The 13,983-nt window shown below is 66.3% G+C and carries 14 protein-coding genes and 1 pseudogene; 13 read left to right on the plus strand and 2 right to left on the minus strand.

What is annotated here, in order from left to right; all coding sequences use genetic code 11:
- Positions 1-38: 38 nt before the first annotated feature.
- From C2U31_RS01035 to C2U31_RS01080, 10 genes are all read left to right on the plus strand, one after another.
- Entirely contained in the window at positions 39-695 is a 657-nt protein-coding gene (locus C2U31_RS01035; protein WP_004265557.1) for a hypothetical protein, read from the plus strand.
- Positions 696-762: 67 nt separating this feature from the next.
- Positions 763-1,878, plus strand: coding sequence for a DUF6094 domain-containing protein (locus C2U31_RS01040; RefSeq protein WP_004265560.1), 1,116 nt, complete (start codon positions 763-765; stop codon positions 1,876-1,878).
- 132 nt (positions 1,879-2,010) lie between these two features.
- Positions 2,011-4,293: a helicase-related protein gene (locus C2U31_RS01045; protein WP_016451645.1), complete on the plus strand. Its 2,283-nt coding sequence runs from the start codon at positions 2,011-2,013 to the stop codon at positions 4,291-4,293.
- Between the two features lie 159 nt (positions 4,294-4,452).
- Entirely contained in the window at positions 4,453-5,064 is a 612-nt protein-coding gene (locus tag C2U31_RS01050; protein WP_016451646.1) for a PilL N-terminal domain-containing protein, read from the plus strand.
- On the plus strand, positions 5,061-5,705 hold the full coding sequence (locus tag C2U31_RS01055) for a hypothetical protein (protein ID WP_004265569.1): 645 nt from the start codon (positions 5,061-5,063) through the stop codon (positions 5,703-5,705). The genes C2U31_RS01050 and C2U31_RS01055 overlap by 4 nt, the downstream gene beginning before the upstream one ends.
- A gap of 9 nt (positions 5,706-5,714) precedes the next feature.
- Positions 5,715-6,446: a TIGR03759 family integrating conjugative element protein gene (locus tag C2U31_RS01060; RefSeq protein ID WP_004265574.1), complete on the plus strand. Its 732-nt coding sequence runs from the start codon at positions 5,715-5,717 to the stop codon at positions 6,444-6,446.
- Positions 6,431-7,015 (plus strand): transglycosylase SLT domain-containing protein, encoded by a 585-nt coding sequence (locus C2U31_RS01065; RefSeq protein WP_016451647.1) that lies wholly within the window; start codon positions 6,431-6,433, stop codon positions 7,013-7,015. The genes C2U31_RS01060 and C2U31_RS01065 overlap by 16 nt, the downstream gene beginning before the upstream one ends.
- Positions 7,012-7,566: an integrating conjugative element protein gene (locus tag C2U31_RS01070; protein ID WP_004265578.1), complete on the plus strand. Its 555-nt coding sequence runs from the start codon at positions 7,012-7,014 to the stop codon at positions 7,564-7,566. Before C2U31_RS01065 ends, C2U31_RS01070 begins: the two co-directional genes overlap by 4 nt.
- A 20-nt stretch (positions 7,567-7,586) precedes the next feature.
- Positions 7,587-9,746, plus strand: a complete 2,160-nt coding sequence (gene traD / locus C2U31_RS01075) for a type IV conjugative transfer system coupling protein TraD (protein ID WP_004265579.1) — start codon at positions 7,587-7,589, stop codon at positions 9,744-9,746.
- Positions 9,743-10,492 (plus strand): TIGR03747 family integrating conjugative element membrane protein, encoded by a 750-nt coding sequence (locus tag C2U31_RS01080; RefSeq protein ID WP_004265580.1) that lies wholly within the window; start codon positions 9,743-9,745, stop codon positions 10,490-10,492. Before traD ends, C2U31_RS01080 begins: the two co-directional genes overlap by 4 nt.
- 135 nt (positions 10,493-10,627) lie before the next feature.
- Here C2U31_RS01080 and C2U31_RS01085 read toward each other — a convergent pair whose 3' ends face one another.
- The gene (locus tag C2U31_RS01085; protein ID WP_003454806.1) at positions 10,628-11,497 is read right to left on the minus strand and encodes an ImmA/IrrE family metallo-endopeptidase; all 870 of its coding nucleotides are present in this window, start codon (positions 11,495-11,497) and stop codon (positions 10,628-10,630) included.
- Between the two features lie 2 nt (positions 11,498-11,499).
- Positions 11,500-11,886, minus strand: a complete 387-nt coding sequence (locus C2U31_RS01090) for a helix-turn-helix transcriptional regulator (RefSeq protein ID WP_003454804.1) — start codon at positions 11,884-11,886, stop codon at positions 11,500-11,502.
- A gap of 276 nt (positions 11,887-12,162) precedes the next feature.
- On the opposite strand from C2U31_RS01090, the gene C2U31_RS01095 reads away from it, so the two are divergent.
- From C2U31_RS01095 to C2U31_RS01105, 3 genes and pseudogenes are all read left to right on the plus strand, one after another.
- Complete coding sequence (locus C2U31_RS01095) at positions 12,163-12,387, plus strand: DUF2188 domain-containing protein (protein WP_003454802.1); 225 nt, start codon at positions 12,163-12,165, stop codon at positions 12,385-12,387.
- A 5-nt stretch (positions 12,388-12,392) separates the two neighbouring features.
- Positions 12,393-12,896 (plus strand): annotated as a pseudogene (locus C2U31_RS01100) (CBASS cGAMP-activated phospholipase); the annotation flags it as partial.
- A 68-nt stretch (positions 12,897-12,964) separates the two neighbouring features.
- Positions 12,965-13,927 (plus strand): IS5 family transposase, encoded by a 963-nt coding sequence (locus C2U31_RS01105; RefSeq protein ID WP_103276204.1) that lies wholly within the window; start codon positions 12,965-12,967, stop codon positions 13,925-13,927.
- Positions 13,928-13,983: the final 56 nt, after the last annotated feature.

Raw genomic sequence — 13,983 nt, forward strand, 5'->3', positions numbered from 1 at the left:
CGGTTGGTGCTGTCTCCGCTCACTTCGAGGACATCACCATGCCTGCACCTTCTTCCCCCAAGACGCTCTATCGCATCGACGAATGCCCCGACCTGATGGCCGATGGCGTCGTCGGTGACGAGAACGGCAACCTGGTCTTCATCTCCCTCTGGGCGCGCGACACCGCCGTCCAGGAATTCCTGGCCCGCCTCACCCTGGGCCGGGACGAACAGGGACTGGATCAGTTCCACGTCATCACCGAGCAGGGCGCCAGCATCCCGGTCTTCGTCGGCAACGTCGAGAACCTGGAGAAACGCAGCGCACGCGCCTACCGGCGCACGCTGTTCGGCTCGCTGACCAACATCTGGCTGTTCGATCGGCGCTGCGTCAAACCCGACAAGGCCAACGCCAGCGCACTGGCGCTCCTGCCTCGCGATTCCACGCACCGGCTCGACCGGCTGTGGACGCTGGTGCGGGACACGTGCCCGCTGCCGCTTCTCGATCCCTGGCGCGACAGCGTACTGGAACTGCTGCAGGCGAAGTCGATGCTGACGCGCCTGCCGTTCGCCCTCGGGCCTCTGGAAGGCCATCGGCTCGCCATCGACGTGCCGACGCTGACCGAGGTGCTGGGCGGCCTGATCCGCAGCGGCGCGCTCGTCGGCGGCGCACCCGCCAGCCGCACCCCCTCGGCGCAACCGCTCGAAGCGGTGGCTTGAGGTTCCTTCACCGGACATGCACGCGCGCATGTCCGCATCCCTTCATCTTCAATGCCAGGAGATTCCCATGGCCCTCATGTTCCCGCGGCTCGCCCGCAACTTCGTCAAGAACGGGTACTTCCCCACGGATGAACCCACGCTCGAAAGAGCACTCACCGCACTGGCGCCCGCCGAGGCCTCGGCCGGGCCGCTGTGCATCCTCGATCCCTGCGCCGGCGAAGGCGTGGCGATCGCCGAAGCCGCGCACGCCCTCGGGCGCGAGCAGGTCCAGGCCTTCGCCGTCGAGTACGAGGCCGAGCGCGCACGCCATGCCCGGCAACTGGTCGATCGCTGCATCCACGGCGACCTGATGGACACACTGATCAGCCGGCAGAGCTTCGGCCTGCTGTGGCTCAACCCGCCGTATGGCGACCTGTCCAAGGACACCAACGGCAACGTCGGCTACCAGGGCCAGGGCCGCGCTCGGCTGGAAAAGCTGTTCTATCAGAAGGCGCTGCCGCTGTTGCAGTACGGCGGCGTGCTGATCTACATCGTCCCGCACTACGTGCTCGACGCCGAGCTGGTCGGATGGCTGACCCGGCACTTCGCCGAGTTGCGCATCTACCGCGCGGTGGACACGCAGTTCAAGCAGGTCGTGATCTTCGGTCGCAAGGTTCGCCAGCGCGACCAGGCATCGGAGTCTGTCAAGGCCACGCGCGCGCTGCTGCTGCAGATAGGTCTTGGCGACGCCGAAGCGGAAGAGCTGCCAGTCGAATGGCCGTTCCTGCCCTACACGGTGCCTGCCACGGCCGAGCCGGAGCACTTCTACCGCGTGACGATGGAGCCCGAGCAGTTCGCCGAGGAAGTCGGCCGACTGCAAGGGCTCTGGCCGACGCTCGACACGCACCTGGGCGCCGCGCAGCAGTCGCTGCGGTCCCCGGCGCGAGGTTTATCGCATTGGCATCTCGCCTTGGCACTCGCCGCAGGTGCGATCTCCGGAGTGGTGAAGTCCAAGACGGGCCGCGTGCTCGTCGTCAAAGGCGACACCCACAAGGAGAAGACCTTGCACACGGAGTACACCGAGCGCGACGACGGTTCCGTGGCCGAGACGCGCATCCTGACCGACAAGTTCGTGCCGGTCATCCGTGCCTGGGACATGACACCAGGCTCGCCGACCTGCGGCGAGGTGTTGACCATCCGCTGATCGCTGTTCCCTGACGGTCGCCGTCGATCTGTTCTTCCACTGCGGCTTCGCGCCGTTCTTCTCTTCCCACCCCGGGGCATGCCATCGCCCCGCAGGGGGAGGTGCATGCCCCATCTTCTTTGGAGCATCACCATGTCCCTCGATACCGAAGTCGTTCCCGCCGCTGATGGCACGCCCGTCCAGAGCGACGTGCTCGAAGCGACTGCTTCTCCCCTGGCGATGAGCCTTCAGGATTTCGTTGCCGAATTCGGCGACGAGCTGCTGGACTCGCTCAACCGCGCCAACCCTCCCGTCTACACCGGCCAGGCCCGGCCGCATCGCCAGCTCGTGCTGGCCAGTCTCAAGCGCAAGCTGTTCGGCGCGCAGGCCGAGGTGGTGCATGCCGTTACCGAGCTGCTGGCCGACCGCGGCGAACGCGCCGCGATCGTCAATGGCGAGATGGGCTGCGGCAAGACCACGGTCGGCATCGCCACGGCGGCCGTGCTGCACGCCGAAGGCTATCGCCGCACGCTGATCCTCTCGCCGCCTCACCTGGTCTACAAATGGCGCCGGGAAATCCAGGAGACGGTGGCCGGCGCCAAGGTCTGGGTGCTCAATGGCCCGGACACGCTGGTCAAGCTCATCAAACTGCGCGAGCAATTGGGCGTGCCGGTACGCGGCCAGGAGTTCTACGTTCTCGGTCGCGTGCGGATGCGCATGGGTTTCCACTGGAAGCCCGTCTTCAACGTGCGGCGCACGCGGCACGGCGAAGTGGGCGCATGCCCGGACTGCGGCCAGGTCATCACCAATCTCGACGGCGAGCCGATCAACCCGGTCGAACTCGAAGCCGAGGACTACCGCCGCCGGTGCAGCCATTGCGCCGCACCGCTGTGGACGCTGATGCGACCGCGGAGCCTGTCCGCCAGCGACCAGTCCACGGCCGTCTTCAAAGCCTTGCAGCGCATCCCGACCATCGGAGAGGTCACGGCGCATAAGCTGATGAAGAAGTTCGGCGACGGCTTCCTGGCCTCAATGCTGGGCGACAACATCCACGAGTTCATCAACCTCATGGATGCCAACGGTGAGCTGGTGTTCTCGGATCGTCAGGCGCACCGCATGGAGCGGGCGATGGCGAACATGGAGTTCGGCTTCGGCGAGGGCGGGTATCAGCCCAGCGAATTCATCAAAAGGTACTTGCCGCAAGGCACGTTCGACCTGCTCATCGCCGACGAGGCGCATGAGTACAAGAACGGCGGTAGCGCCCAAGGCCAGGCCATGGGCGTGCTCGCAGCGAAGGCGCGCAAGGCCTTGCTGCTCACTGGCACGCTGATGGGCGGCTACGGCGACGACCTGTTCCACCTGCTGTTCCGAGCCCTGCCTGGGCGAATGATCGAAGACGGCTACCGCCCGACCAAGAGCGGCAGCATGACCTCGGCCGCGATGGCGTTCATGAGGGATCACGGCATCCTCAAGGACATCTATTCCGAGAGCACGGGCACGGCGCACAAGACGGCCAAGGGCAGCAAGGTCTCGGTGCGCACGGTCAAGGCGCCGGGCTTCGGCCCGAAGGGCGTGCTGCGTTGCGTCCTGCCGTTCACGGTATTCCTCAAGTTGAAGGACATCGGCGGCAACGTGCTGCCGTCCTACGACGAGGAGTTCCGCGAGGTGGCGATGGACACGGCGCAAGCCGCGGCTTATCGCGATCTGTCGTTTCGTCTGACCTCGGCGCTGAAACAGGCGCTGGCCAAGCGCGACACGACGCTGCTCGGTGTGGTCCTCAACGTGCTGCTGGCCTGGCCGGATTGCTGCTTCCGGTCGGAGACGGTGGTGCACCCGCGCACACGCCAGACCTTGGCCTTCGTTCCGGCTCAGTTCAACGAGCTGGAGGTGATGCCCAAGGAGCGCGAGCTGATCGAGATCTGCAAGCAGGAGAAGGCTGCGGGTCGCAAGACGCTGGTCTATTCGGTCTACACCGGCACGCGCGACACCACGTCGCGCTTGAAGGTGCTGCTGGAGCAGGAAGGCTTCAAGGTGGCGGTGCTGCGCGCAAGCGTGGATGCCTCCCGCCGCGAGGACTGGATCGCCGAGCAGTTGGACCGCGGCATCGACGTGCTGATCACGAACCCCGAGCTGGTGAAAACCGGCCTGGACCTGTTGGAGTTTCCGACGATCGTGTTCATGCAGTCGGGCTACAACGTCTACAGCCTGCAGCAGGCGGCCCGGCGCTCATGGCGCATCGGCCAGAAGCTGCCGGTTCGCGTGATCTACCTCGGCTACGCGGCTTCCTCGCAGATGACCTGCCTGGGGCTGATGGCGCGAAAGATCATGGTCTCGCAGAGCACGTCGGGAGACGTGCCCGAGTCGGGATTGGACGTGCTGAACCAGGACGGTGATTCCGTCGAGGTGGCACTGGCCCGGCAACTCGTCGCGGCCTGATCCACCCACCCACGCCGGCTGCCCTTCGGGGCGCCGGCTTCTTTTTTCCGTGCATCGATGGCGCGCGATGAAGTCGGGCGCCTGCCAGTTCCCTTTGTTTGCTGCCCGAACGCTTCGCGGCGGCGATGGTGAGGGCTCCGTGTTCCAGGGAATTGCCCCATGCAACCACTCACCTGCGTCGCTCACCGCTTGGCTGTGCCTGCCTTGCTGGCCGGCTGCGTGCTCATCACCGGCTGCGCCGCCACGGGCACGACGAGCCCTCCCACTGTCCATGACTCGCTCCCCGAGCCTGCGGTGTTGGTCAGAACCATCGCCCCGGAGCCCGAGCCGGGCCTGATCCCGGTGGCCCGCTACGGGCGCTACACGCTGGTCGAGATGGTGCCGGAACCGGCACAGCGCGACCTGCTGCGACAGGTGATCGAGATTTCGATTCCGCCGATCTTGGACGCGAGCGTCGGCGATGCCCTTCGGCACGTGCTGCTGCGCACCGGCTACCGGCTCTGCGACGCGACGGAGGCGACCGCGCTGTACGCGTTGCCGCTGCCGGCGGCGCACCTGCGGCTCGGGCCGCTGCCGCTGCGCGATGCCTTGCTGGCACTCGCCGGCCCGGCCTGGGAGTTGTCCGTCGATGACGCTTCGCGCGCGGTGTGCTTCACGCGCGTGACGACTGCGCGTGCGCCGAGCGCAAGCCCGATTCCCGCGGCTCCGGCACCGAGCGCGCCGGCCGCCGAACCCGCCGATTCCCACGTGCCCCAGGAGGCCCAGCCATGACCATCCCGCAGCTTCCCGACGAGAACGCCGGCCGCGCGCGCTGGTTGAAGATCACAGCGGCCGCATGGCTGCTGCTCGTGAGCATCCTGGCCGTGGTCAACAGCGTGGGCCTGTCGCGCCTGAGCGAGCAAAGCCAGGCCAGCGCCCAGGATGCCCACGTGCAGGCGCTCAACACGCGCGTCGCCGAACTCGAACAGCAGGCGGCGGCCTCGAAGAACCAGCCCAAGCCCGTCACCCAACCCGACTTCGAGGCCGCCCGCAAGTTGCTGGACGAACGCCTGGCACAGGTGGAGCACACCCAGGGCGCAGACGCCCATGCCGGCGACTTGCAGGCGCTGCAGGCGCGCATGGGCGACCTCGAAGCTCGCATGAAGCGAACCGCCGCGCCTGCCGCGGCACCCCGGCGCACCGCCGAGCCGGCCAAGCCCAAGGTGCCCGAACCGCCGTTCAACGTCGTGGGCGTGGAGCTGCGCGGCGGCGAGCGCTTCCTGTCGGTGGCGGCACCCAAGGCGTCGTCGGTGCTGGACGTGTGGCTGCTGCGCGAAGGCGATGCCGTGGGCGCGTGGCATCTGCTGGCGATCGAGGCGCGCGCCGCCGTGTTCCGCGTGGATGGACAGACCCAGCGCCTCGCGCTGCCGTAGGAGCCGGCCATGAAGCACGCCGCGATCTGCTTCGCCGCCATCCTCGCCGCTGTCGCAGGAACGGCAGGCACGGCCTCGGCACAGTCGGCGCCGGTCGCGTCCTCGCGCACGGTGCCCGCCCAGATTCAGAACAGCAGCGACGCCGCGCTGGACGAACGGCTGGCGCGCGATTGGGGCCTGCGCTCCGATGAGTGGGCGCGCTACCGCCAACTGATGCAGGGGCCGCTGGGCATCTATTCCCCGAACCTCGATCCGCTCACGGCGCTGGGCATCGAGGCGCGCAGCGACGAGGAACGCAACCGCTATGCGGAGCTGCAGGTGCAGGCGGAATCGAAGCGCGTGGGCAAGACGCTGGCCTACCAGCGGGCCTACGACGCGGCGTGGAAGCGGCTCTATCCGGGACAGCAGCGCGTGAACATGCCGGGTGCGAAGGCGCCGGGCGCCGGCAACCGGGGCTCGGGCCGGCTGGCGGTTTTCGTGAAGGCCGAGTGCCCGTCGTGCGAGCAGCGCGTGCGCCAGCTGCAGGTGGCCGGCACCGCCTTCGACCTCTACATGGTCGGCAGCCGCCAGGAGGACGCCCGCATCCGCCAGTGGGCGACGCAGGCCGGCATCGACGCCGGCCGCGTGCGCTCCCGCACCATCACGCTCAACCATGACGCCGGGCGCTGGCTGTCGCTCGGCCTGCCCGGCGATCTGCCCGCCGTGGTGCGCGAGGTCAACGGCCAATGGCAGCGGCAGTAACCCGCCGTGCAGGCTGCGCGGCCTTGGTCCTCGGCCTCAGCGCCCATGCCGCCATCGTCTTCGGCCAGGAGGTGCCACCACCCGCCTACCAGCTCGCCGCCCAGCAGGCGGGCGTGCCGTCGCCGGTGCTGTATGCGGTGGCGCTGCAGGAGAGCGGCGCCCGGCTGCGCGGCCGGCTGATCCCGTGGCCGTGGACGCTCAACGTCGCCGGCCGCGCCGAACGCTATGCCACGCGGGCCGAGGCCTGCGCCGGCATCCGCCGGGCGCTCGCCCGCACGCCGGTCAACCGCATCGACGCCGGCCTCGGCCAGGTCAACCTCGGCTACCACGCGCACCGCTACGCGCATCCCTGCGAGCTGCTCGACCCATACCGCAACCTCGCCATCGCCGCGGAAATCCTGCAGGAGCAGCACACGCCGGGCGAGGACTGGCTGGTCGCCATCGGCCGCTACCACCGCCCCGCGGGCGGGGCGCCCGCCGCCCGTTACCGCCGCAGCGTCCACCAGCACCTGACCCGCGTGCTCGGGCCGGGAGCCTCACTTCCCTCTGCCCGGAGTCCCATGCCATGAACCGCATCCTCGTCGCCGCGACTGCGGCGCTGCTGGCCACCACCGCAGACGCGCAGGACCGCGGCCCCGTTACCAAGAACAGTTCCCCGCCGCTGATCGTGGTCGAGGACAAAGGCGGCACCTCGGCGCTGCCGTACTACCGGGCCTTGAATCCGCAGGATGCGCAGCCCGGTCAGCCAGCCACGCCGCAAACCAAGCCGCGCATTGGCGGCCCGGCCGAAGCCGAGGCGGCCATGCTGCCGGTGCGCTCGATGCGGCTGACACCCGGCGACGAGCCGCGCCGCGTGATCCGCGCGCCGGGCCTGACGCCGCTGTTCCTGATCGGCGACGACGACCGCTCACGAGCCTGGCTCCAACGACGGGGCAAGGACTTGCAGGCGCTACGCGCCGTGGGCTTGGTGGTCAACGTGGCGACGCCCGAAGCCCTGGCCGCGTTGCGTCGCCTCGCACCGGGCTTGATGCTGTCGCCGGCCTCGGGCGACGAGCTGGCGCAGCGCTTGGGGCTCAAGCACTACCCGGTGCTGATCACCGCCACCGGCATCGAGCCCTGACGTGACGTGAAGCACCCGCCATGCCCCAGTCCCAAGCCGTCGAAGTCTTGCTGCGGCCAGCGGTGGAGCTATACACCGTCGCGGTCTGTGCGGGCGCCGCGTTTCTGTGCCTGGTGGCCCCGTGGTCGCTCGCGCTGAGTCCCTTGCTGGGCCTGGGCAGCGCGCTCGCTTTCCTCACCTTCGGCGCGCTGCGCTTTCGCGACGCCTGGGCCATCCTGCGCTACCGGCGCAACATCCGGCGCCTGCCGCGCTACGTGATGACCAGCCGCGACGTGCCGGTCAGCCAGCAGCGGCTGTTCGTCGGCCGGGGCTTCCACTGGGACCAGCGTCACACGCACCGACTGATGCAGACGTATCGGTCGGAGTTCCGTCGCTACGTGGAGCCGACGGCAATCTATCGGATGGCACGGCGCATGGAAGAGCGCCTGGAGTTCGCGCCGTACCCGTTGTCCAAGATGGCGAAGGCCCTGGCCTGGGACAGCCCGCTGAACCCGGCGCGGCCGCTGCCGCCGGTGGGCGGCCTGCCGCGGCTGCACGGCATCGAGCCGCACGAGGTCGACGTCACCCTGCCGTTGGCCGAGCGCGTCGGCCACAGCTTGGTGTTAGGCACCACGCGCGTCGGCAAGACCCGCCTGGCCGAGCTGTTCATCACGCAGGACATCCGGCGCAAGGTCAATGGACAGCACGAGGTCGTGATCGTCTTCGATCCCAAGGGCGATGCGGATCTGTTGAAGCGCATGTACGTGGAGGCCAAGCGCGCCGGACGCGAAGGCGAGTTCTACGTTTTCCACCTGGGCTGGCCGGACATCAGCGCCCGCTACAACGCGGTGGGCCGCTTCGGACGCATCTCGGAAGTTGCCACGCGCATCGCCGGCCAGCTTTCCGGTGAAGGCAACAGCGCGGCGTTCCGCGAGTTCGCCTGGCGCTTCGTCAACATCATCGCGCGGGCGTTGGTCGAGCTGGGGCAGCGGCCCGACTACCTGCTGATCCAGCGCCATGTCATCAACATCGATGCGCTGTTCATCGAGTACGCCCAGCACTACTTCGCCCGGAACGAGCCCAAGGCCTGGGAGGTCATCGTCCAGCTCGAAGCCAAGCTGAACGACAAGAACATCCCGCGCAACATGATCGGCCGCGAGAAGCGCGTCGTCGCGCTGGAGCAGTACCTGTCGCAGGTGCGCATCTACGACCCTGTGCTCGACGGCCTGCGCAGCGCGGTGCGCTACGACAGGACGTACTTCGACAAGATCGTCGCATCGCTCCTACCGCTGCTGGAGAAGCTGACCACCGGCAAGATCGCGCAGTTGCTGGCGCCGAACTATTCGGACCTCGCCGACCCACGCCCGATCTTCGACTGGATGCAGATCATCAGGAAGCGGGCCGTGGTCTATGTCGGCCTCGATGCACTGTCGGACGCGGAAGTCGCGGCGGCGGTCGGCAATTCGATGTTCTCCGACCTCGTATCCGTCGCGGGTCACATCTACAAGTTCGGCATCGACGACGGCCTGCCGGGTGCCGCGACGGGCATCAAGGTGCCCATCAACGTCCATGCCGACGAGTTCAACGAACTCATGGGCGACGAGTTCATACCCATGGTCAACAAGGGCGGCGGCGCGGGCGTCCAGGTCACGGCCTACACGCAGACCCTCTCGGACATCGAGGCACGCATCGGCAACCGCGCGAAGGCGGGCCAGGTGGTGGGCAACTTCAACAACCTGTTCATGCTGCGCGTGCGCGAGACCGCCACGGCCGAACTGCTGACGCGGCAACTGCCCAAGGTCGAGGTCTACACGACGACGGTGATGAGCGGCGCCACCGACAGCTCGGACCCGACCGGCAACACCGCCTTCACCTCCAACACGCAGGACCGCATCAGCAGCAACAGCGTGCCGCTGATTGAACCGGCGCACGTGGTCGGGCTGCCCAAGGGCCAGTGCTTTGCACTGATCGAGGGCGGGCACCTCTGGAAGGTGCGCATGCCCTTGCCGGCGCCCGACCCCGACGAGGCCATGCCCAAGGATTTGCAGGAGCTGGCCGGCTACATGCGCCAGCACTACGTCGAGGCCGGCGATTGGTGGGACAACAATGGGCTTCCCGGACTGCAGGACCAAGCACTGCCCGACGACTTGCTCGCCGACTTCAAGCAGATGGCCAGCGCGGATGAAGGGGCCACGGCATGAGCGACCCCGCCGTCGCCGTCCAGCGCCAGCAGGTTCGCCAGCAGGGCCTGATCGCAGGCCTCATCACGCTGCCGTTCCGGCTGTTCGGGGTGTTGGCCGGTTCGCTGGTGCTGTGCATCGCGATCGAGTGCATCGGCATGCACTTCTTCTGGCCCGAGCAGGGCTGGCGCCATGCGCAGGGCATGCTGAACTACGAGCTGTCGCAGGTCTCGGAGCATTTCACGCAAAGCGTGCTGGTGCAGGAGCCGGGGCGCAGCGCCCTCCAGCTCGTCGAGTGGGCCTACCAAGGACTGTTCGTGAAAACGGGCCTGCTGGACTGGATACGCGACGCGGCGGCGCAATCGCGTGCCGGCGCGCGCAGCCAGGCGCAGGACTTCCGCTACTACATCGGTCAGCTCTACGTGCATGTCGAGAGCTACCTGATCGCCTCGGCGTACACAGTGCTGGTGTTCCTCGTGCGGCTGCTGGTGCTGGTCCTGACCTTGCCGCTGTTCCTGATGGCGGCCTTCACCGGCCTGGTGGACGGGCTCGTGCGCCGCGACGTGCGCGGCTTCGGCGCCGGCCGCGAATCGGGCTTCGTCTACCACCGGGCGAGAGCCAGCCTGATGCCGCTGGCGGTGCTGCCCTGGGTCACTTACCTCGCGCTGCCGGTCAGCGTGCATCCGCTGCTGATCCTGCTGCCCAGCGCGGCGCTGCTCGGCGTCGCGGTGTGCATCGCGTCGGCGACGTTCAAGAAGTATCTGTGAAAGCGGTTCAAGATAATCTCCGTCTCACTCTTCATGGCGACTCATCGACACCAAACATCTTTTGACCTTTGACACTGCATCCACCCTACATCTTCGAGGCCATGTGGCCACTCAGACACACGAACGCAAATGGCCTCAGCGGCGCCTGCTGCGTCCCGGCCACGGTAGCTGCCCAGTGAGTTCAGCCAAGCCACCGTCGTCCTCGACGCGTACACCGAAGCGGTTCACTTCGACCTCAGGTAAATCGTCGCTGTCGAACCAGAGCAGCGAGGTCGTGGTGTCAGTACGTGCGTAGTGCCTGGAGAGTTCCCAGAGATCGAGGCCCTTTTCCCAGTTGTCGAACCAGATGTCTTGTGCAACCTCATCTGTGTCGGCAGCACTGCTGCCTGAAGAACGGAGACGGTGAGCCACAGAGCCGACAGGAATGGCAGACCTGGGAGATATCCAAGCCCCAGCCTGTCGCAAACTGGTGGAGCGTGCCGCGTAGCGCACTGCACCGCGCTCCATGGTGACGAAGGCGCAAGGGATGTCGCTGAGGGAGGCGAACCGCGACGCAGCGGCGGGAAATGATGTGCTGAAAAGCGCCGCCATGCCCTGGATCAGCTCCAGCGAAGGTTCTTCCTTGGGCACAAGCGATAGCCATTGCTGATACGGCATCAGCAACTCGGCGGCGAAAGTGTCGCATGCGATTTCGTTCGGATGCCGCTTCGCATAGGACCAGGACGGCACCTCTTCGTGGCTCGATTCCAGCGCAAGGACGATATGCGCAATTTCGTGGCAGATGGTGAAGCGTTGGCGTTCTTCTGTCTCCAGCGAATTCACCGTGATCACGTGCTTGCCATTCGGCTTGGTGATCGTGTAGCCGGACTCCCCCTCACTAAGCTCCTCTTTCTTGACTTTGGCGTTGGCCGCGACCACATAGGGCGTCAGGTCTTCTCGGATGCCGGACACATCAACCTTCGCAACAAAGGCCCGTGCTTTCTGTGTGACATCCGCTTCATCCATATTCAGTCATCCTCGTCCTCGAATGCTCGCTGTATCCGGGCGATCAGTGTCGCGGGATCGGGCCTTGTATTTCCACGATGCCTCACGCCTGCTGCAGCCGAAAAGATGTCGATGCTGATGGAAGGATCGTTCAGCACGAATTCAACAAGGCGGGGATCGGCCTCCGCATGGTCGACAAGCCACATCACCAGCGCAGCATCTCTTTCACCTGGTTTGAGAACCTTCAGCAGCTTCTCGACTAAGTCCACTGACGGATTTGTCTTTTCGCCGGACTCCAGCCGGTGGACATAGGCATGGTCCACCGAAGACAGTTGACCGATTTCGCGCAATGAGAGGGTTCTGCGCTCGCGTAGCGTCTTGAGGGCGACGCCCAGGCCTGTTTGTGACATCCGTTCCGTTCCTTGTGGCTGCGGCGGACAACGGTGTGTGTCCGGTCCGAAGCAGTTGCGTTCTGCGGCACCAATCCCACCATTTGCAGCTTGGCACCAAGTCTGATACATTGTTGTCCAGCCAGACAACAGAAGTGAGTTCTACGACTGCAGCAAGTTGATTTGGCTTGACTCGCCCGTTGTCTGCAAGAGCAACGAATTTTGCTTCAACCGGTGGTCATTGGCAACCCGGCCGGCTGGCCGGGGTCTCGATGGTTCAACTTTAGGAAATTCGCCATGACAGGCAAAAATCAGCATGTAGTTCCTCACCAGGACGGTTGGGCCGTCAAGGGTGCCGGCAATCAACGGGCAACCTCCGTGCACGATACGCAGCAGCAGGCCATTGACGCGGCGCGGGACATCGCACGCAACCAGCAGTCCGAACTGGTCATCCACCGTCCGGACGGTCGCATCCGTGACAAGGACAGCCACGGTAACGACTCCTTCCCGCCGAAGGGCTGAGTGCCATGATGGGCGTGCCCACCTACCATGTGCTCGCCCTGTCTGGGGGCGGCTATCGCGGCTTGTACACAGCGACGGTTCTTGCCGAGCTTGAAGCCGTGCTAGGCCGCCCCATCGCTTCTCACTTCGACCTGATCTGCGGCACCTCTGCAGGCGGGATGCTGGCCTTGGGGCTGGCCGCGGAAATCCCCGCCATTGAACTCAAAGCCTTGTTCGAACGACAGGGCTCCCGCATCTTTGGTTGCCGAAGTCTCGCTCGGCGCCTTCTGGGCTTCTGGTTGACCGCCAAGCACGACTCCGCAGGGTTGCGGGGCGTGCTGACCGAGCGCTTTCAAGACGCCACGATCGGCAACTTGAAGCACCGCGTTCTCGTGCCAGCCGTCAACTACTCGACGGGGCGCGGCCAGTTCTTCAAAACGCCTCACCATCCCTCATTTGAGATGGACCACCGCATGAGGATCGTGGATGTGGCGTTGGCGACCGCCGCTGCGCCCGTTTACTTTCCGCTAGGGACGCTCTGCATAACCCCGGGCAAGTCTGCTACCGCATGAACTGAACAGCTGAGAGCATGCAGGTCATGAAGCAGACGAGTCTGGGCCTGGGGCAGTCGAACAAGCGAACGCGCAGGCGGGCGTTCCTCGAAGAGATGGACGCTGTGGTGCCGTGGTCGGAACTGGTCGAGCTGATCAGCCCCTTCATGCCCGAAGGCCGACGTGGCCGCCCGCCGTTTGCTGTCGAGGTCATGCTGCGGGTTCACTTCATGCAGCAGTGGTTCAACCTGAGCGACCCCGCCATGGAAGAGGCACTGCACGACATGGCGCTGTTCCGCGACTTCGCGGGCCTAGGCGGTTGGGACGAGCGGGTGCCCGACGAGAGCACCATCCTGCGCTTTCGGCGCGTGCTGGAGAAGCACAAGTTGGCGCCCAAGATCCTGCAGGCCATCAACGACTTGCTGCGCAGCAAGGGGCTGATGCTGCGTGCCGGCACGGTGGTGGACGCCACGTTGATTGCCGCGCCCAGCTCGACCAAGAACGCCAGCGGCGAGCGTGATCCCGAGATGAAGCAGAGCAAGAAGGGCCAGCAGTGGTTCTTCGGCATGAAGGCCCACATCGGCGTGGACGCCGAGTCCGGCCTGGTGCACACGGTGCGGGGCACAGCCGGCAGCGTCAGCGACGTGACCGAGGCCAACGCGCTGCTGCACGGTGAAGAGCGCGAGGCGTTTGGTGATGCGGGGTACCAGGGGGCTCACAAACGCCCTGACGCCAAGCCCGATGTGCGCTGGAGTGTCGCCATGCGCCCCGGCAAGCGCCGGGCGCTGGACAAGACGCGCGAGTCGAATCGCTTGATCGATGAACTGGAGCGGCTCAAGGCCAGCATCCGGGCCAAGGTGGAGCATCCGTTTCGGGTGATCAAGCGGCAGTTCGGCCACGTCAAGGTGCGCTACCGGGGGCTGGCGAAGAACACGGCCCAACTGCACACGCTGTTTGCGTTGTCCAACCTGTGGATGGCGCGCCGCAAATTGGGCGGGCTGCAGGCATGAGTGCGCCTGCAAAGCGCGCAAACCATCGCAGCAACGGCCTGCGAGCACTGGAATCG

Source organism: Achromobacter sp. AONIH1 (genome assembly GCF_002902905.1).
GTDB lineage: Bacteria > Pseudomonadota > Gammaproteobacteria > Burkholderiales > Burkholderiaceae_B > Achromobacter.

Coding starts and splice junctions, on each gene's coding strand:
- C2U31_RS01035 (WP_004265557.1), top strand. CDS start 39: ATGCCTGCACCTTCTTCCCCCAAGACGCTCTATCGCATCGACGAATGC.
- C2U31_RS01040 (WP_004265560.1), top strand. CDS start 763: ATGGCCCTCATGTTCCCGCGGCTCGCCCGCAACTTCGTCAAGAACGGG.
- C2U31_RS01045 (WP_016451645.1), top strand. CDS start 2,011: ATGTCCCTCGATACCGAAGTCGTTCCCGCCGCTGATGGCACGCCCGTC.
- C2U31_RS01050 (WP_016451646.1), top strand. CDS start 4,453: ATGCAACCACTCACCTGCGTCGCTCACCGCTTGGCTGTGCCTGCCTTG.
- C2U31_RS01055 (WP_004265569.1), top strand. CDS start 5,061: ATGACCATCCCGCAGCTTCCCGACGAGAACGCCGGCCGCGCGCGCTGG.
- C2U31_RS01060 (WP_004265574.1), top strand. CDS start 5,715: ATGAAGCACGCCGCGATCTGCTTCGCCGCCATCCTCGCCGCTGTCGCA.
- C2U31_RS01065 (WP_016451647.1), top strand. CDS start 6,431: ATGGCAGCGGCAGTAACCCGCCGTGCAGGCTGCGCGGCCTTGGTCCTC.
- C2U31_RS01070 (WP_004265578.1), top strand. CDS start 7,012: ATGAACCGCATCCTCGTCGCCGCGACTGCGGCGCTGCTGGCCACCACC.
- traD (WP_004265579.1), top strand. CDS start 7,587: ATGCCCCAGTCCCAAGCCGTCGAAGTCTTGCTGCGGCCAGCGGTGGAG.
- C2U31_RS01080 (WP_004265580.1), top strand. CDS start 9,743: ATGAGCGACCCCGCCGTCGCCGTCCAGCGCCAGCAGGTTCGCCAGCAG.
- C2U31_RS01085 (WP_003454806.1), bottom strand. CDS start 11,497: ATGGATGAAGCGGATGTCACACAGAAAGCACGGGCCTTTGTTGCGAAG.
- C2U31_RS01090 (WP_003454804.1), bottom strand. CDS start 11,886: ATGTCACAAACAGGCCTGGGCGTCGCCCTCAAGACGCTACGCGAGCGC.
- C2U31_RS01095 (WP_003454802.1), top strand. CDS start 12,163: ATGACAGGCAAAAATCAGCATGTAGTTCCTCACCAGGACGGTTGGGCC.
- C2U31_RS01105 (WP_103276204.1), top strand. CDS start 12,965: ATGAAGCAGACGAGTCTGGGCCTGGGGCAGTCGAACAAGCGAACGCGC.